16 protein-coding genes, 1 tRNA gene and 4 pseudogenes are annotated in these 22,512 nt (G+C 70.1%); 9 read left to right on the forward strand and 12 right to left on the reverse strand.

Annotation, left to right across the window (positions count from 1 at the left end; genetic code table 11):
• Positions 1-25 precede the first annotated feature (25 nt).
• Entirely contained in the window at positions 26-1,000 is a 975-nt protein-coding gene (locus AC07FA_RS07860) for an LLM class flavin-dependent oxidoreductase (RefSeq protein WP_479073866.1), read from the forward strand.
• A gap of 66 nt (positions 1,001-1,066) precedes the next feature.
• Positions 1,067-1,214, forward strand: a pseudogene (locus AC07FA_RS07865) (IS1380 family transposase); the annotation flags it as partial.
• A gap of 298 nt (positions 1,215-1,512) precedes the next feature.
• Here AC07FA_RS07865 and AC07FA_RS07870 read toward each other — a convergent pair.
• From AC07FA_RS07870 to AC07FA_RS07880, 3 genes and pseudogenes are all read right to left on the reverse strand, one after another.
• On the reverse strand, positions 1,513-2,007 hold the full coding sequence (locus AC07FA_RS07870) for a GNAT family N-acetyltransferase (RefSeq protein ID WP_479073868.1): 495 nt from the start codon (positions 2,005-2,007) through the stop codon (positions 1,513-1,515).
• A gap of 75 nt (positions 2,008-2,082) precedes the next feature.
• On the reverse strand, positions 2,083-3,021 hold the full coding sequence (locus tag AC07FA_RS07875; protein WP_479073869.1) for a MerR family transcriptional regulator: 939 nt from the start codon (positions 3,019-3,021) through the stop codon (positions 2,083-2,085).
• A 28-nt stretch (positions 3,022-3,049) separates the two neighbouring features.
• Positions 3,050-3,145 (reverse strand): annotated as a pseudogene (locus AC07FA_RS07880) (M15 family metallopeptidase); the annotation flags it as partial.
• A 171-nt stretch (positions 3,146-3,316) separates the two neighbouring features.
• Here AC07FA_RS07880 and AC07FA_RS07885 point away from each other — a divergent pair.
• Entirely contained in the window at positions 3,317-4,075 is a 759-nt protein-coding gene (locus tag AC07FA_RS07885) for a MerR family transcriptional regulator (protein WP_479073870.1), read from the forward strand.
• A gap of 1,019 nt (positions 4,076-5,094) precedes the next feature.
• Here AC07FA_RS07885 and AC07FA_RS07890 read toward each other — a convergent pair.
• Positions 5,095-6,180, reverse strand: coding sequence for a hypothetical protein (locus AC07FA_RS07890; RefSeq protein WP_479073871.1), 1,086 nt, complete (start codon positions 6,178-6,180; stop codon positions 5,095-5,097).
• A 13-nt stretch (positions 6,181-6,193) separates the two neighbouring features.
• Positions 6,194-7,213, reverse strand: a complete 1,020-nt coding sequence (locus tag AC07FA_RS07895) for a hypothetical protein (RefSeq protein ID WP_479073873.1) — start codon at positions 7,211-7,213, stop codon at positions 6,194-6,196.
• A gap of 208 nt (positions 7,214-7,421) precedes the next feature.
• Between AC07FA_RS07895 and AC07FA_RS07900 the strand changes: the two are divergent.
• Positions 7,422-7,803, forward strand: a pseudogene (locus AC07FA_RS07900) (site-specific integrase); the annotation flags it as partial.
• A 162-nt stretch (positions 7,804-7,965) separates the two neighbouring features.
• On the opposite strand, the gene AC07FA_RS07905 reads toward AC07FA_RS07900, so the two are convergent.
• A tRNA-Pro gene (locus tag AC07FA_RS07905) sits at positions 7,966-8,039 on the reverse strand.
• Between the two features lie 127 nt (positions 8,040-8,166).
• Between AC07FA_RS07905 and AC07FA_RS07910 the strand changes: the two genes are divergently transcribed.
• Positions 8,167-8,865 (forward strand): transketolase, encoded by a 699-nt coding sequence (locus AC07FA_RS07910; RefSeq protein ID WP_479073874.1) that lies wholly within the window; start codon positions 8,167-8,169, stop codon positions 8,863-8,865.
• Between the two features lie 38 nt (positions 8,866-8,903).
• On the forward strand, positions 8,904-9,803 hold the full coding sequence (locus tag AC07FA_RS07915; RefSeq protein ID WP_479073876.1) for a transketolase family protein: 900 nt from the start codon (positions 8,904-8,906) through the stop codon (positions 9,801-9,803).
• Between the two features lie 42 nt (positions 9,804-9,845).
• Here AC07FA_RS07915 and AC07FA_RS07920 read toward each other — a convergent pair.
• A pseudogene (locus tag AC07FA_RS07920) lies at positions 9,846-10,241 on the reverse strand (MmcQ/YjbR family DNA-binding protein); the annotation flags it as partial.
• 165 nt (positions 10,242-10,406) lie between these two features.
• Between AC07FA_RS07920 and AC07FA_RS07925 the strand changes: the two are divergent.
• Together AC07FA_RS07925 and AC07FA_RS07930 are read left to right on the forward strand one after the other, a co-directional pair.
• On the forward strand, positions 10,407-13,892 hold the full coding sequence (locus tag AC07FA_RS07925; protein WP_479073877.1) for a ThuA domain-containing protein: 3,486 nt from the start codon (positions 10,407-10,409) through the stop codon (positions 13,890-13,892).
• A 66-nt stretch (positions 13,893-13,958) separates the two neighbouring features.
• Complete coding sequence (locus tag AC07FA_RS07930; RefSeq protein WP_479073879.1) at positions 13,959-14,816, forward strand: sugar phosphate isomerase/epimerase family protein; 858 nt, start codon at positions 13,959-13,961, stop codon at positions 14,814-14,816.
• Positions 14,817-15,009: 193 nt separating this feature from the next.
• Here the strand turns inward: AC07FA_RS07930 and AC07FA_RS07935 are convergent, their stop codons facing one another.
• Genes AC07FA_RS07935 through AC07FA_RS07945 form a run of 3 tightly spaced genes read right to left on the reverse strand, consistent with a single transcriptional unit; the run spans position 15,010 to position 17,729 of the window.
• Positions 15,010-15,825, reverse strand: coding sequence for an ABC transporter ATP-binding protein (locus tag AC07FA_RS07935; protein ID WP_479073880.1), 816 nt, complete (start codon positions 15,823-15,825; stop codon positions 15,010-15,012).
• Positions 15,822-16,841, reverse strand: a complete 1,020-nt coding sequence (locus AC07FA_RS07940; RefSeq protein WP_479073881.1) for an ABC transporter substrate-binding protein — start codon at positions 16,839-16,841, stop codon at positions 15,822-15,824. The genes AC07FA_RS07935 and AC07FA_RS07940 overlap by 4 nt, the downstream gene beginning before the upstream one ends.
• A gap of 24 nt (positions 16,842-16,865) precedes the next feature.
• Positions 16,866-17,729: an ABC transporter permease gene (locus AC07FA_RS07945; RefSeq protein WP_479073882.1), complete on the reverse strand. Its 864-nt coding sequence runs from the start codon at positions 17,727-17,729 to the stop codon at positions 16,866-16,868.
• A 276-nt stretch (positions 17,730-18,005) separates the two neighbouring features.
• Between AC07FA_RS07945 and AC07FA_RS07950 the strand changes: the two genes are divergently transcribed.
• Positions 18,006-19,049 (forward strand): LacI family DNA-binding transcriptional regulator, encoded by a 1,044-nt coding sequence (locus AC07FA_RS07950; protein WP_479073884.1) that lies wholly within the window; start codon positions 18,006-18,008, stop codon positions 19,047-19,049.
• Positions 19,050-19,097: 48 nt separating this feature from the next.
• Here the strand turns inward: AC07FA_RS07950 and AC07FA_RS07955 are convergent, their stop codons facing one another.
• A complete protein-coding gene (locus AC07FA_RS07955; RefSeq protein ID WP_479073885.1) occupies positions 19,098-20,285 on the reverse strand; it encodes a Gfo/Idh/MocA family protein in 1,188 nt (395 codons plus the stop codon).
• Between the two features lie 27 nt (positions 20,286-20,312).
• The gene (locus tag AC07FA_RS07960; protein ID WP_479074254.1) at positions 20,313-22,511 is read right to left on the reverse strand and encodes a right-handed parallel beta-helix repeat-containing protein; all 2,199 of its coding nucleotides are present in this window, start codon (positions 22,509-22,511) and stop codon (positions 20,313-20,315) included.
• Position 22,512 lies beyond the last annotated feature (1 nt).

Genomic DNA, 22,512 nt, shown 5'->3' on the forward strand with positions numbered 1-22,512 from the left:
CGCACCGGTCGTGAACATTGCCGCCATGGACATCGGTGTACTGCTTCCGACCGGAACCGCCCAGTGGGGCGCTGCCGACGACCCTCGCGAGCTGGTTGCCTTCGGCCGCTACGCCGAACGCTCGGGCTTCTCCTCGCTCTTCGTCAACGATTCCCTGATCAGCCCGCGCATCGAGGCGCTCACGATGCTGGCCGCGCTCACCCCGGTGACCGAGACCGTGACGCTGGGGACAGCTGCACTGATGCCGTTCCTGCGTCGGCCGATCCAGGCCGCGCAGTCACTTGCGTCGATCGACCTGCTGTCCGGTGGACGGCTCACCGTGGCCGTCGGCGCCGGCTTCCCCGGCCGCTTCGGGCGACCCCTCTACACGCTGTCCGAGCTGCCGTGGGAAAGGCGCTTCGCCCGCTTGGACGAGACTGTCGCGCTGTGGCGGGCCCTGTGGGACGGCGCCGACGCCTTCCATGGCGAGATCCTCCGGTTCGATGACATCCCGCCCACGACCAGGCCGTCCCGAGCTGACGGCCCGCTCATCTGGCTCGGCGGCGCGACCCCCGCGGCGCTGGCCCGCACTGGCCGGATGTACGACGGATGGCTGCCCTACCCGCCTGATCCCGCCGACTACGCATCCGGCCTCCGCAATGTCCGCAAAGCGGCGGCCGACGCCGGACGTGCGACCGAGGACATCACGCCCGCATTGTTCGTTTCATTACGGATCGATGACGACGTCGAGAGCGGCCGTCGGGCACTGGACGGCTACGCGCGGGCCACATACGGCATGCCGCTGCGGGAGTTGGAGAGGATCCAGGCAGTTGTCACCGGTTCTGCCGACCAAGTGCTTGAGCGCCTAGGACGGTACGTTGCCGCCGGCGTTCGGCACATCGTCGTACGCCTCGGCGCCCTGGACCTGCCCTCCCAGCGCGCCCAGCTCGAACGGGTTGCAGACCTGATCCTCGCCGTCCAGGCGACAGCGGATCACGCCTCCACCACGGAAGGCTCCTGAGCCTGGCCCAGCCGACTCGATGCAACGATTACGGAAAGCTCCCAGGATTCATGTCACCGCTGACGGGTCGGGCATGCCGGAGCGCGGTTGCTGGCGGATCTCGCCGATGCGACTGGGCTGACGGCTGCGTACGGCGATGTGCTGCGGCCGTTGCGGCCACGCGGGACCGGTCACGATCCGGGTCCGGGTCGCCGCCGATCTGGCGGTGATGCTCGGCATGATGGCCGGAAGGAGGAGGCGGTAATGATCTCGCAGAGTGCCTGGCGGCGTCGACATGTCGTGCCGGCCGCCAAGGAGGCTGGGCTCGTCCCGGACGGGACCAAGGTCTTCCGCTTTTTCGGGGGACATGGTGACTGTGCGCTGGTGGAGTTCCATCCGCACCGGATCGATCTGCGCCGGGAGGTCTTCTTCGCGCGGGTGTCGATCGTTCCCGCTCCGCAGCGGGCCTGGGTCCATCGTCAGCACTGGGATCAGGCCAGGGGCAAGGCCCCGGACGCGAGTGAGGCGATGCTTCATTGGGACCTGATCCCACCGGCAGGTGTCAACCCGGATGCCAGGTTGTCCACCTGGTGCAGGAGTTCGAGACGCTCCAGCCCGTCGGCTTCGAAGGTGTCGAAGGCCCAGTTGGTGAGTGCCTCCAGAGCGCGGGAGGCCACTTCCCGCCCGCGAGCGTGCGCCGCGGTCCAGTAGCCCACTTCGGCCGCCGGTGTGCCGGAGGTGACCCCCTTGAGGACCACGTTGCCCACCAACTGTTCGCGAACTGAACCAGTTCGTGCCTCAAAGACAGCGAAGCCGAACCGGTCCCCCGCTGCCCAGCCCTGCTGCTGAGCCTGCACCCAGCGTGTCCCGTCGGCATCGGTGTCCACGACAGAGCTCGCCCACTGGCGCAGTGTCCGATCCCGGCTCACCTCGACCAACGCGGCGACGTCTTCCATGCGCCAGGGGCGAAGAACGAGAGCGGGAGAGACCAGCGACGTGGCCACCTGAAGTACGACCGGGACACTCATCAGCCGATCATGTGTGGCGGCGTTCTCACCCGATGCCAGCCGCGTCCGCCCGGTGCCGCCTTGTGACCGCCCCCATCATTGCTGTGTCCGGGCGCGCAGAGCCTGGACGGACCAGTCGAACACTGGAGCCAGGCTCTCCGGGGCGGGCCAGCCGTTGACCACTGCGAGCAGCTGGAGGTACCGCTCCCTGCGGGGGTCATTCACGCTCTCCAGTCGAGTCGCCAGCCGGCGGCGAAGCTCGATGTCGTCGGGGCGGCCGAGGAGGTGCGCGTAGTACGCCGTGAACTGCGCGACGATCGGATCGGCCTGGGGTGAGGCCGGGGCGATGCCGGCGGTCAGGGCCGGGCCGACCTGGTCACGGACGGCTGCGGCAATGTCGCGGCGCGGGGCCGTCACGTCGCTTCGGGTCTGCTCGGCCGCCTGGTCCTCGACCATCCGCCGCACGACGGCGCGGAAACCCGGGTCCAGGGACATTTCGGCCAGCTCCACCCACGCCTGGACCTGCTCTGCCTCCGGGTTGTCGGGCAACTCGGGGGTCATCGAGCGCATGACCCCCGCGAATGCGGGGGCGGCGTCAAGACCGCCGAAGACGGTGTCGAGGAAATCGCCGATCAGACGGCTGCGTTCGTCCTCGGAAAGCCGGGCCAACTGGTGCATGCGTTCTGTCTCCTCAGGTGTGGCCCCGCGCTCGGCCACCGCCGTCAGCACCGCGCGCCGCAGGCGCAGGACGCGGATCTGCACCGTCAGTGCTTCGGCGTGCGCTGCGGCGACCTCGGGAAGCGAGAGCTCGCGGTCCACGACCTTGCGGATCGTGGGAAGGTCCAGTCCCAGCTCACGCAGGGTACGCACGAGGTCCAGGCGTGCGACGGCGTCGATGCCGTAGAGGCGGTAGCCGGCCGGGCTGCGGTCGGTCGGCGCCACGATTCCGCGATCGGAGTAGAACCGAATGGTCTTGACCGTGAGACCGGTCCGTCGAGCAAGTTCGCCGATCGAGTAGAGCGTGTCGCCGTTCATGTCCCCACCTTTGTGTCTCCCCCTACGGGAGACTCAAGTCCCCGACGGCCGCGCCGGCGCTGTGCGGAGCGATGTCGGGGGGTGACACGTATCTGCTCGCCGCCGAGTGGATCTCATGGGGAGACTAGGCCCTGTTTGGAAGTTACTGGTGTGCTGAGTGGGCCGTCGGGGAAAGTCGCGGGCGGCCATCAAGATCGTGAGGGTGCGGGCTTGCGGTTGCCGCTGCGGCAGCTTCTACCGTCCTTAACAGGGCCGGAGAAACCGGCCCGGTGACGCGACCGTGAGGGAGACAGCGATGGACTGGCCTATCGCGGAGGTCGCTCGGATGTCGGGCGTGACCGCCCGGACCCTGCGGCACTACGACGAGGTCGGCCTGCTGCCGCCCGCCCGGATCGGGGCCAACGGCCACCGCTACTACGAGGAGCATCAGTTGCTGCGGCTGCAGCAGATTCTCGTGCTGCGGGCGCTGGGCGTAGGGCTTCCCGAGGTCGGCCGGATCCTGGCTGAGCAGGTCGACGAGGTGGACGCGCTGCGCGGCCACCACCTGCGACTGCTTGCTGAGCGGGACCGGCTCGACGCCCTGGCAGGCACCGTCTCCCGCACGATCGCCGACCTGGAACAGTCCAGAAAGGATGGCAACCCCATGACCATCAACCGACCGGAGAACCTGTTCGAGGGCATCCAGCCCTCCCAGTACCAGGAAAGCTTGCACGCCTTCCCCGAGCACGCCGAGGAAGTTGCCCGAAGGGTCGCCGTAATGACCCCGCAGGAGATCGAGGCCGGGCAGCGCGAGCGAACGACGCAGATGATCCTGCTGGCCGACCTGATGGCCGCCGGCCACCCGGCCGACGCCGCGCCCGTGCAGGCCCAGATCGACGCCCAGTACCAGGCCATGACCGAACTGCGGCCCGTGTCGGCCGAGGAGTACCGCGCCGTCGGGCGCTCCTGCGTGGACAACAGCGCCTGGCGCTCCGCGTACGAGGCGATCGCACCGGGCCTGGCCGCGTACCAGCGCGACGCCATCGAGGCGTACGCCACAACTCGGCTCAGCTGACTGGGCGCCGGGCTGTCACAGGGGACCAGCCCGGAAAGCAGTTGGTCCGTCGCACCAACAGGCTCACCTCGCCCGGCCTATCAGTCGCCGAGCGAGGTGCTGCCCGTCATCGTGACCATCGAGCCCAGGCCGAATGAGTGCCTCCAAACAGCAGAACGATCGCTGCTGGCACTCGCGAACAAGTTCACCCGGGGCTGGCACTTACGCCAGGTCACAGCCATTCGTTGATAGCTGCGATAAGGATGCTTGCCTCGAAGCGGACCGCAAGCTGGTCAAACCGGGTCGCCACCGCCCGGTTCCGTTTCAGCCGGTTGATGCCGCACTCAACCGCGTGCCGGGCCTTGTAGTCCTCGCGGTCGAAGGCCGGAGGCCGCCCGCCAGCCGTTCCCCGGCGTTTGCGGTGGCCGGCCTGGTCGGCAGGCTCCGGGATCGTGCACCGGATTCCGCGCTTTCGCAGGTAGGCTCGGTTGGCGCGTGAGGAGTACGCCTCTCGGCACCGCGGGGATCGAGCGTGATCATGCCGATCATCGTTCCGTCGCGTTCGACCACGAAACAGCCGGGGCGTCGGCCGGGCACTTCGGGCATCGCGCGCTCGAGCAGCAGCCGGCGCACGCCGGCCCGAGTGGTCCTGATCGCGGACAGGGCCTTCGGCCCGGCTGCGGCGAGGGCGGCGACGAGCCGGGAGACCGTGGGGTCGGAGGCCACCGGCCCGAACACGCCGGGCTCGGCTCGCAGCGTCCCGACATCCGCGAGGCAGTCCCCGCCCAGCGCGACCGCGAGGTGCTGCGCCTGAACGTTGCACGCCTCTACGGATGGCCAGCCACCGCCACCACGTACGGGCACGTGGAGCAGTGGCTCCGCTCGCGCTACCGCACGATCGTCTGGCACCGCACCCGTGCGTCGGGCACGCTCGTCGATGTGGTCGCCGCCGACTCGATGCCGTGCCCGGCCAGCGTCGCGCTCTACCGGACGGGCCCGGGACGCGTCGCGCGCCCGGGCCCGTCCCGTATCGGTGCAGGTCAGCGGAGCTGGACGGATGCGACCAGAGTGTTTAGGTCCGGCCAGAGCTTCTTGTTCGTCTCCGGCAGTACGACCCACAGCACCGAGGGGCGGACCCGCCCGGTGTCGACCACGAGGACCGCGTTCAGGTCCATCGTGGATGGCACCCCGCGTTTGTGGAAGTGGATCTCGCTGACCAGCAGCCAGGCGTCATGGCCGTCGACCTTCAGCGGCTGCGAGGCGACGTCGACCAGGATCGCCTGGTCGCGGGGGTACTCGTAGCGCCGCCGCTCGTCCATCACCGCGCCCGCCACCCCCCGCAGCTCCCCGGTGCCGCCGGCCGCGGCCATGATGTCCTCGTCCACCTGCGTGGACTTCACGAGTGCGCGCTGGCGCCCCTCCTGCTCGCGGGTGAAGCCATCGAAGACCGGATCCAGCGTCTTGCTCCGGTCCCACGTGCCGCCCAGCTCCGCGTACTCCAGGGAGGAGTCCGTGACGGTGCCGATGACCGGCGAGCCCTCGCCCGGGTAGTCCGGCACCTTGACCGTCCCGGTGAGCCGCCGCTCCTCGGGCAGCGGGGAGGCGCCGGGGGTGAGAGTGGGCACTGGGATGCCCCGCTGCGGGGCATCCGCGGTGCTGCCCGCGCAGGTGGCGGACGAGGAGTCCGGTGTGCTGTGCGCCTGCTGGACCACCTTGCCGCCGACCAACACGGTGCACGTGAGAGTGCCCCCTTCCTGGTCCTCGCGGCTTCTGACGTCCAGATAGAAGTCGGCGCCCGCCGCCAGCTCGACGGTCTTGCGGTACGGCAGGATGACGACCCCGTGGGGCTCGTGGTTGCCGTTGGCCTCCCCGACGGTGAGGTTCACCGAGGGGTGGTCGCCCGTCGCGATGTAGGTGACCTCGACCCGCCGGGATTCCTTGTCCGGGGATGCCCCGTCGTCGCTCGGGTCGCCGACGGCCAGGGCCAGGCCCACCGCGCCGAGCGTGACCACCTCGAAGAGGATCACCAGGGCGCCGACCAGGTAGAACCCGCCAGGGATCCGGTCGAAGGTCTTCTTGCCGCGGCCGGAGTGGAACTCGCGTCTCGGCTGGGATGTCTGCGTCATGTCGTCCTCCCCCTCACGCCCGGCCGCTGTCGCCGGACCGGCGGTCGGCCGGCTCGTCGGCGAACCGTGTGGCCAGCAGCCCCGCCTCCCGCGCCTCGTCCAGCATCCGGTGCAGGTCCTGGAGCCGGGACCGGTCGGCGAGCCCCTCGATCTCGGCGACGGCCAGCTCGTCCCGCACCGTGTTCACCACCAGCTCGTGCATGTCCTCGCCGAGTTGCTCCAGCTCTCGTACGGCCTCCCACTCGCGGTACGCCGCGTCCGCCGCGCGGGTGTTCTCGGCGTACCGCTCCAGCGCCTCCACCCGCTCCTCCAGCGCGCTCGACGACAGCCGCAGCGCCTGCCGCTGAGTCCGCAGCACCTCCTCCACCCGCGAGCCGGAGGCGTCCCCGGCAGCGCTGCGCACCCTTCGCGCCAGCCGGGTCAGCTCGGCCAGGCGCTGGGCGATCTCGTACTGTTGGGCTGGCAGCGTCACGTCGTTGGCGATGTCGTCCAGCAGCCCGTCCCGGTCGACCTGCGACTGGAGTACCGCCGTCACGGCGGCCTGGGCGCGCTCCATCCGGCGCAGCGGTGAGTGGCCCAGCAGCTCGCGCAGGGAGTCGTCGCCGAAGTCCTCGGCCAGGTAGTAGCGGCCGTGGCGCAGCCGGGCCACCCGCTGCCGCTCGTCGGTCCCGCAGCCGAGGACGACGATCAGCAGCCAGGCCAGCAGGTGCACGCCCACGACGGTCAGGATGAACGCCTCGAACCCGAACTGGACCCCGACCCAGATCAGCCCCGCCTGCGCCGCGAGCCCGACGGCCAGGCCGGGCCACACGCCGATCAGCGCCCACAGGATCGTCACCGGCAGTAGCGCGCACACCGCGGAGACCCCCAGGGCCATCCAGATGTCCGCCTTGGTACGGCCGCCCAGCCCCGGCTCCTCGGGCAGCGGCAGCGTGGCTGGGAAGAGTCCGTCGGCGGACTTCTCCAGCAGCGCGCGCTCCGAGTCCTCGAGGGCCGGATCCACCACCGGCCGCAGCGCAATGTCCTGCGCCATTCAGCAACACCCCCACAGGTTGGGGGAGATCGTGACACACGCCGGAGGGGGTGCCCACGCCACCCCTGTTCCCGGCCGCCGACTGAGACGGCGCGAACCCGAAGACAAACTGTCTTCCACCCTTGGCCTGAGGCCGACGGGTCGACGCGCAGCCAGAGGCGCGAGAGGCGCCCCTGTCCCGTAGCCTGCGCTCCAGTCCTGCGCTCGCCGCTCGACCGTGAAGAACACCATCGCCGTCCTGGTCCGCATCATGGAGCAGGCCGTCCGTGACGGCATCATCAGGGTCAACCCCGCCCGGGTAACCGGCTGGCAGAAACTCTAAAGGCAGGCCGAGGACGAACTCCTCGACCCACGCGCGTTGGCCCTGCCCGACTGGGAGACCCTCCTCGCACTGGCCGACGCCCTCGTGGCCGCACCCCACGACCACTATCGCGGCTGGAAAGACGTCGTCCTCTTCGCCGCGTCCACTGCCGCACGAATCGGTGAAGTCTCCGGATGTCGCGTCGGACATCGACACCAACCAGTGGATCTGGACGGTGCGACGCCAGACAACCCCCGCACCCGGCGGCTTGACCGACAAGGGCAAGCGGGCCCACCTCAGCGTGCTCCGCGCACCGCGCTCCCTGCCGAGCCCGATCGTCATGACCCGCTGACGCCGGTCAAGGAGGCTGGTCCCCAACTGGTCCCCAGAAACGACTCAGGGCCGGTTTCGGATCTCTCCGAAACCGGCCCTGACCTGCGACTGTCTCCAGTCGGGACGACAGGATTTGAACCTGCGACCCCTTGACCCCCAGTCAAGTGCGCTACCAAGCTGCGCCACGTCCCGGTGCCCGTCTGACCTGGGGTTTCCCCTGGCCGAACGCGCATGAGAACAATACCGCACTTGGACCGGTGGTCACGAACGCCTTTCGGGTCTTGACCTCAACCGAACTTGATGTCCGACGCTCGTCCCCATGACGAACACCACCGTCGGGCCGACGCCCGATTACCGCGAGCTGAACCGGCTGATGAGCCTCATGACGGGCGACGAGAAGCACGGGCCCGCCGCCACCTCCACACTCGACGCCCTCTGGGTGCTCTACAACCGGGTGCTGCGCGTCACACCCGGCACCGTCGACGATCAGGGGCGGGACCGGTTCCTGCTCTCCAAGGGGCACGGGCCGATGGCGTACTACGCCGTCCTGGCCGCGCACGGGTTCCTCGACGAGGCGCTGCTGCCCGGCTTCGGATCGTACGACTCGCCGCTCGGGCACCATCCGGACCGGCTGCTGGTGCCCGGGGCCGAGATCGGCAGCGGGTCCCTGGGGCACGGGCTGCCGCTGGCCGTGGGGAGCGTCCTGGGGCTGCGGGCACAGGGGCTCGGCGATCCGCGGGTCTGGGTGCTGATCGGGGACGCCGAGCTGGACGAGGGCAGCAACCACGAGGCGATCGCGTACGCCGGTCCGGCGGGTCTTGAGCAGTTGCACACCCTCGTGATCGACAACGCCTCGGCCACCTACGGCCGACCCGGTGGCATCGCCTCCAGGTTCGAGAGCGCCGGATGGTCCGTCGCGACCGTGGACGGACGGGACCACGAGGCGATGTACGCGGCCTTCACGGCGCCGCATCCCGGCCGGCCCCGGGCCGTGGTGGCCACGGCCGCCCCCAAGTAAGCGCAGCACGGACACCGGACGACGGAGAAAGAGTTCTCATGGACACCATGCGTGACCGTTTCATCGCCACCACGTCGCGGCTCCTCGACGAGGACCCCCGGCTGGCACTCGTCCTGGCCGAGATCAGCCGGGACGGGTTCGACCGGGCCCAGCGCACGCACCCGGACCGGGTGATCAACGTGGGCATCCGGGAGCAGCTGCTGATCGGCGCGGGCGCCGGGATGGCGCTGACCGGGATGCGGCCGATCATGCACACCTTCGCCAGCTTCCTCGTGGAGCGGCCCTTCGAGCAGGTGAAGCTGGACCTCGGCCATCAGGGGGCCGGAGGGGTTCTGGTCAGCGCCGGGGCCTCGTACGACTGGCCGGCCGGGGGCTTCACCCATATGTCGCCCGGCGATGTCGCGCTCCTCGACACGCTCGACGGCTGGACGGTGCACGTGCCGGGCCATCCCGACGAGGCCGAGGCACTGCTGCGGCTCGCGGCCACCGGGGAGGACCGGGTGTACGTCCGGCTCTCCCTCCAGTCGAACCGGGCCGGCCGTCCCGTGGGCTCGGGCGGTTTCACGACGGTGCGCGAGGGGCGGAGCGGGGTCGTGATCGCGGTCGGTCCGATGCTCGACAACGTCCTCGCCGCCACCGAGGGCCTGGATGTGACCGTGCTGTACGCGACCACCGTGCGCCCCTTCGACGCGACCGGGCTGCGCCGGGCAGCAGGCGCCACGGAGAGCGCGGATGTGGTGATCGTCGAGCCCTATCTGGCCGGCACCTCCACAGCGGCGGCCAATGACGCGCTCGCGGACCTGCCCCACCGTGTGCTCGGCCTCGGTGTGGGCCGCGCGGAGCTTCGCCGGTACGGGCAGATGGCCGAACACCTGGTGGCGCACGGGCTGGACGCGCAAGGACTGCGGGAGCGGATCAGCGGCTTCGTACGGCGGTGAGCGGCAGTCCGGCAGGCGGGACGCCGACGCCACCACCAACCCGCTCAACTCCGGGTGGGCGTGCAGCAGTTCGCGTGGGGCCACCTGGCGCCAGGAGTCGGTGAGGACGGCCTTCAGCTCATCGGTGCCGCCGAGGGCGGCCAGGCGCACCCGCAGCCAGGCGTAGTGGTCGTCGTGGCCCTCGCGGATGAAGAACTTCTCCGGCTCGGAGGCGATCAGCTCGGCCCGGTCCTCGATGGGGCACTTCACCCCCATCGTGGCGCCGTCGCCCCCGAGCCCGGCGAAGATCTTCCCGGCCACCCGGAACGTGGGCTGCCCCCAGGCCGGCTTCTCGGCCGTGCCGGGCAGGGACAGGGCGATGGTGCGGACGTCATCGGCGGTGGCGTCATCCACGGTCCTCCGGTCCGGTGGCCCCGGCGCATACGGGGCGGGTCGCATCCGACCGCAGCGTCCGGCACCGGCCGCCAACGGTCACGTCGGCTGGTCACAGAGGTCGCTACCGACCCATTGACCCCGCTGAAGGCGGGAACCTACTCTGAACGACGTACTCCAGAAAGCGCTTTCTTAATCCCGCAGTCGGCATCTACCGCACAGGGAGCGCCCATGAGTAGTCGTCCGATCCGTCATGGCTCGGTGCGAGGATTCCCTTCACCCGTCTTCGCCCTCACCTCCTTATTCGCGCTGATCCTCGGCCTTCTGGTGGCCTCTCCGTCACCGGCCCAGGCAGCGCCTTTTCGTGTCCTCGTCTATTCGGAGGTCACGAACTTCTCCCACGACTCGATTCCCGCCGGAATCGAAGCGGTCAAGAAACTCGGCGCCGAGAACGGATTCGACGTGGAAGCGACCGTCGACTCGGCCGTGTTCAACGACTCCGACCTCTCACGCTTCCAGGCCATCGTCTTCAACAACACCAACTCCACACCCGAGAAGGGTGACTTGCTGACCGCCGACGAGCGCGCGGCCCTCCAGCGGTTCATCCGGGCGGGCGGCGGCTGGGTCGGTCTGCACGCCGCGTCCGCGAGCGAGCGCGACTGGGACTGGTACGAGGGCCTGGTCGGCGCGATCTTCGACCAGCACCCCGCCGTGCAGACGGGCAGGGTCAAGGTGCTCGACCATGCCCACCCCTCCACCAAGGGGCTTCCCGAGCTCTGGGAGCGTACGGAGGAGTGGTACAACTGGCGCACCAACCCGACCTCCAAGGTGCACACGCTCGCGCAGATCAAGGTGCGCGACGGCGTGACCGGCCTCGACGAGGGTGTGGACCATCCGTGGTCCTGGTGCCAGAACTACGACGGCGGCCGGTCCTGGTTCACGGCGGGCGGACACGCCTCGTCGGCCTTCCAGGAAGCGGGCTTCGTCAAGCATCTGCTGGGCGGAATCGAGTGGGCCGCCGGCGCGAAGCCCGGCGACTGCACCGCGACACGCACCGGGTCCTTCCAGCGGACACCGCTGGTCACCAGCGACCTGGCGGACCCGTTCGAGCTGGCCGTCGCCCCCGACCGCCGTGTGTTCTTCGCGCAGCGCACCGGGAAGCTGAAGGTCATCGACCAGCAGACGATGAAGGTGACCACGGCGCTGGACCTGGCGTACACCCCGGAGATGACCAGTCAGTCCGACGGGCTGCTCGGACTCACCCTCGATCCGGGATTCGCGGAGAATCACTGGCTCTATCTGCTGCATTCCGACAAGACGGAGAAGCGGCTGAATCTGTCGCGTTTCACCGTCACCGGCAATACGGTCGATCCGGCATCCGAGAAGCGGCTGCTGACCGTGCCGACCTTCCGGGGAGAGGGCCGCGCCAACTCCCATATGGCCGGGTCGCTCGCCTTCGACAAGGACGGCCATCTGTACGCGGCGACGGGGGACAACACCGACCCGTTCGCCTCGGACGGTTTCGCGCCGATCGACGAGGGCGAGGGCCGGCGCGCCTGGGACGCTCAGGGCACGTCCGGCAATACGAACGACCTGCGGGGAAAGGTTCTGCGGATCACTCCGCAGGACGACGGTACGTACACCGTTCCCGAGGGCAATCTCTTCGCGCCGGGCACGGAGAAGACCCGCCCCGAGATCTACGCCATGGGCATGCGCAATCCGTTCAGGATCACCACGGACCCGGCCAGTGGCGCGCTCATGGTCGCCGACTACGGCCCGGACGCCCGCTCGGCGGTCGCGGACCGGGGCCCCGAGGGCACCGTCGAGTACACCCGGATCACCGAGGCGGGGAACTTCGGCTGGCCGTACTGCATCGGCGACAACACCCCTTTCAACGACTACGACTTCACCACCAGGACGTCGGGTCCGAAGTTCGACTGCGGAGCGCTCGTCAACGACTCCCCGAACAACACCGGGCTGCGGGAACTGCCGCCCGCCCGGCCGGCGACGGTCTGGTACGCCTACTCCGCGTCCCCCGAGTTCCCTGAGCTGGGCACCGGAGGCGGCGGCCCGATGAGCGGTCCCGTCTACGACTACGACCCGGCGAACACGTACCGCACCAAGTTCCCGGAGTACTTCGAGGGAAAGTGGCTGAACTACGAGCTGACCCGGCGGTGGTTCAAGACGTTCTCGATCCAGCAGAAGGATCAGACGTTCACCGATCCCCGGTTCGCGCCGGCCGCCGCCGGCGATGTGCAGTCGGTCAACGGCATCTTCGAGGACATGAAGTGGAATCAGCCGTTCGACGCCGACTTCGGTCCCGACGGCGCGCTCTACGTCATCGACTTCGGTCTCGGCAGCGGTACCGGCCGTGGCGGGAGCAACGAGGGATCGGGCATCTACCGGATCGACTACGTCGGTGACGGCCGACTGCCCGACGCGAAGATCACGGCGGACCGGGACAACGGTCCGGCGCCGCTCACCGTCGCCTTCTCCAGCGCCGGTTCAGGGCTTCCCGGCGGCCAACAGGTCGGTTACGCCTGGGACTTCGACGGCAACGGAACCACGGACTCGACCGAGGTGAACCCGTCCCACACCTACCGCGCCACCGGGGTGTTCACGGCGCGTCTGACGGTCACCGGACCCGGGGGCCTGACGGCACTGGCCGTGCAGGACATCACCGTCGGCAACACCCGGCCGGTCGTGACGATCAAACAGCCGCCGAACGGCGGGATGTTCAGCTTCGGCGACACCATTCCCTTCACGGTCAAGGTGAACGACAAGGAGGACGGCGGGAACGGCCCCATCGACTGTTCGCGCGTGGTCGTGCAGTCGCAGCTCGGCCACGACACCCATCTGCATCCGCTGGACAACTACAGCGGATGCACGGGAGAGATCGTCACGGACGCCGGGGACAGTCACGGGCCGGGACAGAATCTGTACTACGGCATCACGGCGCAGTACACGGACAAGGGCGCACCGGGCGCTCCTGCCCTCACCGGCTCCACCTCGCTGACGCTGCGGACCTCGTTCCGGGAGGCGGAGCACTTCACGAAGACCGGCGGTACGCACGACGGCGTCGTGACCGCTTCGAGAGCCGACGCCTCGGGCGGCAAGCGGCTGACCGAGATCGAGGACGGGGACTGGGTCAGCTTCGATCCGGTGCATCTGAAGGGCATCGACTCGGTGACGGTCGGTGCGGCGTCCGGGGGAATCGGCGGGAGCGTCGAATTCCGGGCCGGATCGCCGACGGGCCCGCTCCTGGGCCAGGTGACCGTTCCGCACACGGGCGACTGGGGCAAGGTCGTCTCCCCGACGACGGAGCTGGCGGACCCCGGGAGCGGCGTGCAGCTGTACGCGGTGTTCACCAACCCGGATTGGAGCAGCGAGAAGGCTGATCTGTTGGCCGTCGACTGGCTGCACTTCAACGGCCCCGGAGTCCAGAAGAGGCCCGGTACGACGGTCGGCGTCACCGCGGCCCCCGCGGCCGGGACGTCGCCGCTGACGGTCGCGCTGAGCAGCGCGGTCGAGCCAGTGGCCGGGCGCACGATCGCCTCGTACCACTGGGACTTCGGGGACAACGTCAAGCCCTCCGCCCCGGAGGGTGCGACGGCCACGCACGTCTACGGCCGCCCTGGTGCGTACACCGCGCATCTGACGGTGACCGACGACAAGGGGGACACGAGTACCGGTTCGGTTCGCATCGACGTGAGTTGAGGCATGCGCGCGAGCCGAGAGATCCGCGTGAGCTGAGACATCCGCGTGAGCTGAGAGAGGACAGATATGAACGGCACACGAAGAGCGTTCCTCGGTACGGTCCTGGGGGCCGCCGCGTCGGTCGGCCTCGGCACGGGAGCGGCGTCCGCCGCGGAGGGTGCCGCGTGCCGGCCGGTCCCGCCGTCCGGCATCGGGATGCACCTGTACACGATGCGTGCGCCACTCGCCGTCGACTTCAAGGGCACGCTGGAGCGCCTCGCCGCCATCGGGTACGCGACGGTCGGGGTGAGCGGGCGGCACGGTCACAGTGCGGCGGACATCCGGCGGATGCTCGACGAGACCCGCCTCAAGGCGGTCCTGGAACACGTCGGGTACGACACCGTGCGGGGCGCCGGGCTGCCGAAGGCGCTGGAGGACGTGCACACCCTCGGCGGGAAGTGGATCGTCGTGCCCAGTCTGCCGGGTTCGCTGCACTCACCGGCCGGATACCGGGAAATGGCACGGGAGTTCAACCGGGTGGGGCTCGCCGCCCGCGAGGCCGGGCTGAAGCTGCTCTACCACAACCACGGCAGCGACCATCAGGTCGTGGACGGTGTGAGCCTGTACGACATCCTGCTCGACGAGACCGATCCGGAACTGGTCGGCTTCGAGCTGGATCTGTACTGGGCGGCCAACGGCGGGGCCTCGGCGCCGGGTGAGCTCTTCGTACGCCATCCGGGCCGGTTCCCGGCCCTGCATGTGAAGGACATGGCACCCGACGGGAGCTTCGCCGATGTCGGGTCCGGGGTGCTGGACTTCCCGGCCATGTTCGACACGGCACGGCAGGGCGGGGTGAAGCAGTGGCTGGTGGAGCACGACGCACCGGCCGACCCGTTCGCCTCGGCGCTCGCCAGCCATACGTACCTGTCGCGACTGCGGTACTGAGCGGCGCCGCGCGCGTCGGTCCGGCCCCGGGCGGGGTGCTCGGCCGCCCGGGGCCGGACCGTCTCAGTGGGCGGCGAGCAGTTCCCCGTACCGGGCGAGCGTGGCGTCCACCGTCGCGGGAAGTGAGCTGGGCGTCGTGAACGGGGTGTCCGTACGCGACCGGGTCAGCGCGGCCACCGGCCGCGCGCCCCCGTCAGTCGCGCGCCGAAGCCGCACCCAGCAGGCCCCGGATATGGGCCGTCGCGTCACGGAACTCCGGCCGGCCGAGCGTCTCCGCGTACGCGCGCTCCGGCGGCAGTCCCACCTCGACGAGCTCGGTGATGGTGCCCGGCCGCGGGCTCATCACCACCACGCGGTCGGCCAGATAGACCGCCTCCGAGATCGAGTGCGTGACGAGCAGCACCGTGGTGCCGGTCTCCCGCCAGATCCGGTTGAGCTCCACGTTCATCTGTTCGCGGGTGAGGGCGTCGAGCGCGCCGAACGGCTCGTCCATCAGCAGTACCGGCGGCTCGTGCAGCAACGCCCGGCACAGGGCCACCCGTTGCTGCATGCCGCCGGACAGCTCGTGCGGACAGGCGTCCTCGAATCCGCTGAGGCCGGTCATCCGGATCAGCTCGTCGGCCCGCCCGCGCGCCTGCGCCGCGGGCATCTTCCGGATCTCGGCCTGGAGCAGGATGTTGCGTCGCGCGGAGCGCCACTCCAGGAGGGCGGCGCGTTGGAACACGTAACCGATGTCGTGCCGCGGCCCGTCGACCCGCTCGGTGCCGAGGCGGACCTCGCCCGACGACGGTTTCAGGAGACCGGCGACGAGCTTGAGGAGGGTCGACTTGCCGCAGCCCGACGGACCGACGATGGCGACGAACTCGCCCGGCCTCACATCGAGCGAGACGTCCCGCAGGGCGGTGACGTCCCTCTGCCTGCTGCGGAAGCGGACGGCCACGTCCGACAGGCCCACCGCCGCCGCGACCGGAGCCGCGGTGAGTGTCGCGTCTTCCTTGGGCATGGTCATCCCTTCAGCGCCGTCTTCGCGTCCCAGTAGTCCGCCACGGCCTTGGGCCTGCCGACCAGGCCGGCCTCGGCGAAGACGTCGATGGTCTGCTGCCAGTCCGCCTCGTTGTTGACCCCCGGCGCCTTGCCCCGCGTCGAGGCGGTGTGCAGCAGGGTGAGCGTCGTCCTGAACTGTTCGGCCAGGACCGTCTTCGGGGGCAGTTGCTCCGACGCCCCCTCCATCGCCGCGACCGCCGGACCGGGCGCCTTCTCGGCGGCGGCCCACGATTCGCTCACCGCCTCCACCATGCGCCCGGCCAGGCCGGACCTGGAGGCGAGAAGCCGTTCTCCGGCCAGCAGACCGTTGGAGTAGAAGTTCAGCCCGTGCTCGGAGAACCGCAGATAGGAGACCGGCTTCCGCGCCTTGTCCCGCATGGTGGGCCCCTGGTCGCTGGCGTAGCCGAGCAGCCCGTCGGTCTTCCCCGAGATGACCGCGGCGATCTTGCCCGCCGGGTCGGTGTTCTGGACCCTGACGTCCGACTCCTTGAGGTTGTTCTTCTTCAGGAAGATCGGGAAGGTCTTGGAGAGCGCGTCCCCGGCGGTGCCGGCGATCGTCTTCCCCTTCAGGTCCGCGGGCGACGCGATGCCCTTGGCCTCGAAGGACTGGACCGAGGCCGGGGTGGTCTGGAGGAAGACGCCGAGGCTCTTGACCTTGACGCCCTGGTCGACCCCGGCCAGCAGCGCGGGTGTGTCGGCCCAGCCGAAGTCGGTCTGCCCCGCGGCGGTGGCCTGCACCGTCTTCTGCGAGCCCTGGCCCGCCTGGATCGTCAGGTCGATGCCGTGCTTCTCGAAGATCTTCTGCTGCTCGCCGTAGTAGAACGGCGCGTGTTCACCGTAGGGGTACCAGTTGAGCGTCAGCGTGACCTTGTCCAGCTTCTTCCCCGAGTCGCTGGTGGTGGTCGAGGCGTCGTTGCCGCCGCAGGCGGTGGCCAGCAGGACGAGGGGTACGGCACCGGTCAGGAGTCTGCGCGCATGCATGGGCGGGCCCTTCTCGCGACGAGGTCAGAACGTGGTCGTGGCGGACGCGTCCCGGCGGCCGGCGTGCCACGGGAGCAGAAGCTTTTCGGCGATCTCGACGAGGACGAAGAGGACGACGCCGATCAGTGACATCACGAGCAGTCCCGCGAAGAGCATCGGCGTGTCCAGGTTTCCGTTGGCCTGGAGGATCACGTAGCCGAGCCCCTCGTTCGCGCCGACGAACTCGCCGACGACGGCCCCGGTCACGGCCAGCGTCACGGCGACCTTGAGCCCGGAGAACAGGTGCGGCAGCGAGGCCGGGAACCGGATCTTGACGAAGGTCTGCCAGGGCTTGGCGCCCATCGTCGCCGACAGCTGGAGCATCTCGGGGTCGACCGCCTTGAGGCCGGTGACCATCGAGATCACGACCGGGAAGAAGGCGATGAGGACGGCGATCAGGATCTTCGGCGCGATCCCGAAGCCCAGCCAGACGACGAACAGCGGGGCGATCGCGATCTTCGGTACGACCTGGGCGAACAACAGGATCGGGTAGAGCGTCCGCTCGACCGTGGACGAGTACACCATCACGACCGCGGCCAGGACGCCGACGGCGACGGCGATGACGAAGCCGAGCAGCGTCTCGTACGTGGTCACCCAGCTGTGCTGCCACAGATAGGCGGACTTGCCGGTGAGTACGTCGAGGGTCGCGCCGGGCGAGGGTACGAGATAGGGCTCGACCAGCTCGGCCGCCGCGACCGCCCACCAGAGGGCGAGGCAGGCGAGCAGCAGAGCGACGGGGCGCCAGCCCTGTTCGGCCGCGCGGGCGAGCCGCTCCCCCGCCGACGGCCCGTCCCTTCGGGCAACTCCCGCCACTTCCGCGGGACTTTTGGCCAACGCGCTCTGGCTCACTGTGAACTCCCTGCACTTCGGGGGCAGTTGTGGAGAGCTGTGTGCTGCTGCGGTGTCGAGAAGGCGCTTTCAGAAAGCGCTTTCTGATAAGGTGTCGCCACGCTAATGACTGTCTGCACGCACGGTCAATAGGTCGTCCCGAAGTTTCGGGGCCCTGCCACCACCGCACCCCCGGGGGTCGAGTTGAGTGAACGGGAAGCACCGCTCCACCCGGCACCGGGACGCCTCCGCCCGGTGTACGCCCCCGTCCATGCCCCGGCGCGTGCACCGGCACATGTGACACTCGACGCCGTGGCCCGGGAGGCCGGGGTCTCCCCCGCCACCGCCTCGCGGGCCCTGAACGGCACCGCCCGGGTGCGAGACGATCTCCGCGCGCGGGTACGGGCGGCCGCCGACCGGCTCGGGTACATCCCCAACGCGCACGCCCAGGCCCTGGCCAGCGCATCCGCCAACCGCACGGTGGGCGTCATCTGCCACGACGTCAGCGACCCCTACTTCGCCGCCATCGCGAGCGGGGTGATGCGCGCCGCCGCCGAACAGGACCTGCTGGTGATGCTGGCCTCGACCTTCCGGGAACCGGCCCGGGAGATCGCCTATGTCTCCATGCTGCGGGCGCAGCGGGCCCGCGCGATCCTGCTGATCGGTTCGGGCTTTCAGGACCGGGCGTGGGAGCGGGCCATGGACGGCGAACTGGAACCGTACGTACGCCTCGGCGGGCGCGTCGCGGTCGTCAGCCGGCACCGCAGCCTGCGGGTGGACACCGTGCAGCCGGAGAACCGGGCCGGGGCCGCCGCCCTCGCCCGCTCGCTGGCCGGCCTCGGTCACCGCAGGTTCGCCGTGCTCACCGGACCGCCCGCGCTGACCACGGTCGCCGACCGGCTGGCCGGGTTCCGGGAAGGCCTCGCGGGTACGGGCGCCCTCCTCGACCGGGTCGTGGAGGGCGCGTTCACCCGGGAGGGCGGCTACCTCGCGGCGCGCCGGCTGCTCGCGGCCGGGGCGCCCCGGCCGACGTGCGTCTTCGCCGTGACCGATGTGATGGCGGTCGGCGCGCTGGCCGCGTTGCGCGAGGAGGGCCTGCGGGTGCCGCAGGACGTGTCGCTCGCGGGGTTCGACGACATTCCGCTGGTACGGGAGTTGTCGCCGCCCCTCACCACCGTACGGCTGCCGTTGACCGCGATGGGCGAGAGCGCGATCGCGCTGGCGCTGCGGGAGCCGGGGGCGGGGCAGCGGTCGCGGGTGCTGCGGATCGAGGGCGAGGTGGTGCTGCGCGGCAGTACGGGCGCTCCGCCGGTGCGGGGCACAGGTCCGTCCGGCGATTGAGGGCATGGTGTGGCCGGAGGCCACGCCCACTCCCCCGGCGACATCGCGTCAGGCGCGGACCTGTCCCCGCTCGAAGTAGGCCACGAGTTCGGGGTCCAGGGGTGGCACCTGGCGCGGGGTGCCGTTGTTCCGCAGGGACTCCGTCGCCCGCACCCCCGCCGCGACCGCCATCCGGGCCGCCACCGGTGAGGTGTCCGTGCGGCCCCCCTCCCGTACGAACCGGAGGAACTCGTCGACCAGCAGCGGGTCCGCGCCCCCGTGGCCCGCGTTGTCCTCGGCGGCCGGGATCTCGTGGATCTCGTCCGCCTCCGGGCGGTAGCCGGAGCGCCGGGTGTTCCACACCTTGACGCATCCGCCGGGGCCGTCACCGAAGTTCTCCAGCCGCCCCGCGTCCCCGATCACGGTGTAGTTGCGCCAGTAGTCGGGCGCGAAGTGGCACTGCTGGTAGGCGGCCAGCACCCCGTTGTCGAGGCGCATGTTGAGGAGGGAGACGTCCTCGACGTCGATGACGGGGTTGAGCTCCCGCTGGGTGTGCGGCGGCCAGTGGCCGTCCTTGGTGTACCAGTCGTCGGCCTTCGGCTCCCCGGGCTCGCGGCGGTGCGGATTGTCGCCGTACACCATCAGGTCGCCCAGTGCCTGCACGTCCTGGGCGTATCCGCCGGCCAGCCAGTGCAGGACGTCGATGTCGTGGGCGGCCTTCTGGAGCAACAGCCCGGTCGTGTACCGCCGTTCGGCGTGCCAGTCCTTGAAGTACCAGTCGCCGCCGTAGCCGACGAAGTGCCGGACCCAGATGGTTTTGACCTGGCCGACCGCACCGCCCCGGACGAGGTCGCGCATCAGCCGCACGACGGGCATGTGACGCATGTTGTGGCCGATGTAGAGCCGGGTTCCGGTCTCGTACGCCGTGCGCAGGATCGTGTCGCAGCGCTCGATACTGATGTCGAGCGGCTTCTCCACGAAGACGGGCTTGCCCGCGCGCAGGGCCTCGCAGGCCAGGTCCGCGTGGGTGTGGTCGGGGGTGAGCACCAGCACCGCGTCGGTCTCGGGGTCCTCGATCACCTCGCGGTGGCCGGGTGATATGACGGCGTCGGGGAAGGCCGCGGCCGCCTCCGTACGGGCGCGGGGGTCCGGCTCGGCCAGCGCGGTGACGCGGGCTCCTGAGCCGGGCCGGTGGGCGGTGCGGGCGAGTGAGCCGCGCAGGCCGAAGCCGAGCACGCCGATACGGAGGTCGGTCATGGGTCTTCCTTCACTCAGTGGGGCAGGTCAGGGGTGGACGAGGACCTGCGAGAGGGCCACGCGTCCGCTCCCGGAAACCATGATCTTCACGGTGCGGGTGCTGCTGTCCAGGTTCAGAACGGTCGGACGCAAGGACTTTCCTTCGACATGGACCGTTCCGTCGTCCGTGATGACGTCGAAGTCGGCGGTCGTCATGGAGGAGTTGTTCCAGATCTCGATCTGGCGGACGCGGTGGGTGCCGCCGAGGTCGGCCTGCCACCAGGCTCCCGGTTCGGACAGAGTGCGGGTGTCGGTGTTGGTGTCGGCGTCGAGAGCCCGCTCAGCGGTGCTCGTCCCGTCGGTCGAGGACTGGGTGGCGGTGCCGGTGCGTGCGAGGTCGGTGCGCAGTTGCTCGACCGGGCCGCCGTGGGCGCCGGCCCGGGCCGCGACGGCGAGCGCCTCGGCGGGCAGCCGGTCCAGGCCGGTGAGGTTGTCCGTCATCACGGAGCCCCGGCCGGAGAGGGCGGGGGCGGCCGTGTCGGTCCAGTTGGACCGGGCCGTGTTCTCGATGCCGTAACCCGCCCAGTTGGAGACCCACTTGTAGCCGATTCGGGTGATGACGTTCTTCTCGACGAGGATGTGGGAGGACTGTTCGTCGAGGTAGATGCCGTTGCCGTCGCGCTCGGTGTTTCCGAACGCGGAGCGGTTGATGTAGTTCCCCGACAGCACCGTGCCCGGCTGTGCTCCCTGGGTGTAGATCGCACCGCCGTCGTGCTGCTCGTGGGCGACCTCCATGACCTGGGTGATGCGGTTGGCGGTCACCTTGTTGTCCCGCAGGACGGACTTCTGGGCCTCGGGCTGGTTCCAGCCCCAGCCGACCGAGATCCCGGAGTACGGGAGGTGGTCGAGGCTGTTGTGGTCGATGCTGAGCTCGGCCTCGTACCCCGCCCAGATACCGACGGAGTCGGTGTACTCGACACCGGATCGGCTGATGGTGTTGTACGCCACCGTGTTCCGCTCGCCCGTGAGTTCCGCGCCGGGCATCGGCTCGGTGTCGCCGACGTAGATCGCGCCCGATGACAGGTCGCTGAAGGCGGACCTGGTCAGTGAGCTGTCCTTGGTGCCGGCTTCCAGGATCGCTCCGGCGCCGCCGAGCCCGCTGAACCGTGCCGCGTCGATCGTGATGTGCCGTCCGCCGCGTACGGTGACGGCGGCCGAGGGCTTGGTGTAGTAGCGGCCCGCATGGTCGACGGGTCCGGTGGCGCCGGTCAGGGTGAGTCCGGCCTGCATGCCCGCGTAACCCTCGTCGGTGTCCGGCTGGCGGTACGCGGCGTGGGCGAAGCCGATCCTGCTGACGGTGAGGTCGTGGGCGCCGTCGAGGACGAGCAGGCGCTCGGTGTGCGGGGTGACCGCCCGGGCGCTGCGCATGTTCTCACCCCTGCGCGGCAGATAGGTGACGGTGCGCGCCTCGGAGTTCCAGGTGAACTCGCCCGGCTGGTCGATGAGTTCGGGGGCGTTCTCGAAGAAGGCGACACCGCTGTAGCGGGTGGAGTCGACGGTCGTGGAGTCCCAGGCGGGCCCGGTGCGGTTGGTGCCGCTCGCGGAGTTGGTCCAGCAGGGCTGGGCGAAGGTCAGGATGTCACCGCTGACGGCCGCGATCCGGCAGTGGTAGTTGCGCCAGCGGACCCGGATGACGGCCTCGGCGTCCGTGGGGCGCTGCCACTGGGCTATGCCGGTGGCGTTCGCCCCGGTCATGCCGGTCCTGGTGGCGTCGCAGACGTTCGGGGCGCAGGCCTCGCCTCGGGCGCGGACGGCGCGCTCGCCGTTGACGAAGAGCTGTCTCGGGGTGACCCCGGCCGGGGCGTCGGCGGTCCACGTGCCGTCGGCGTTCGCCGTCCAGCCGGTGATCGCCCGGCCGCCGGAGAGGACGGGGCCGGCGCCCGGGGCCGCGGTCCAGGTGACGGTGCGGCCCTCCCCGCCGGAGTCGGCGGAACCGAGTCGGAGCGGTTCGTCGCGCTGGTACGTACCGTCCTTGAGCAGGACGCGGACGTCCCGGCCGGTCTCGGCGCGGGCCGCGTCCCTGGCGCCTTCGAGGGTGCAGGGCCGCGCGACCGTACAGGAGCCGCCCTGGCCGTCCGGGGCGGCGTACAGGGTGCGGGTGTCCGGGGCTGCCTGGGCGGAGGGCGCCACGAGGAGGGCGGCGAGGGCGGTCGCGGAGGCGGCAGCGGTGAGCCGCAGGGCCTTCATC

Source organism: Streptomyces sp. NPDC045968 (assembly GCF_056430475.1).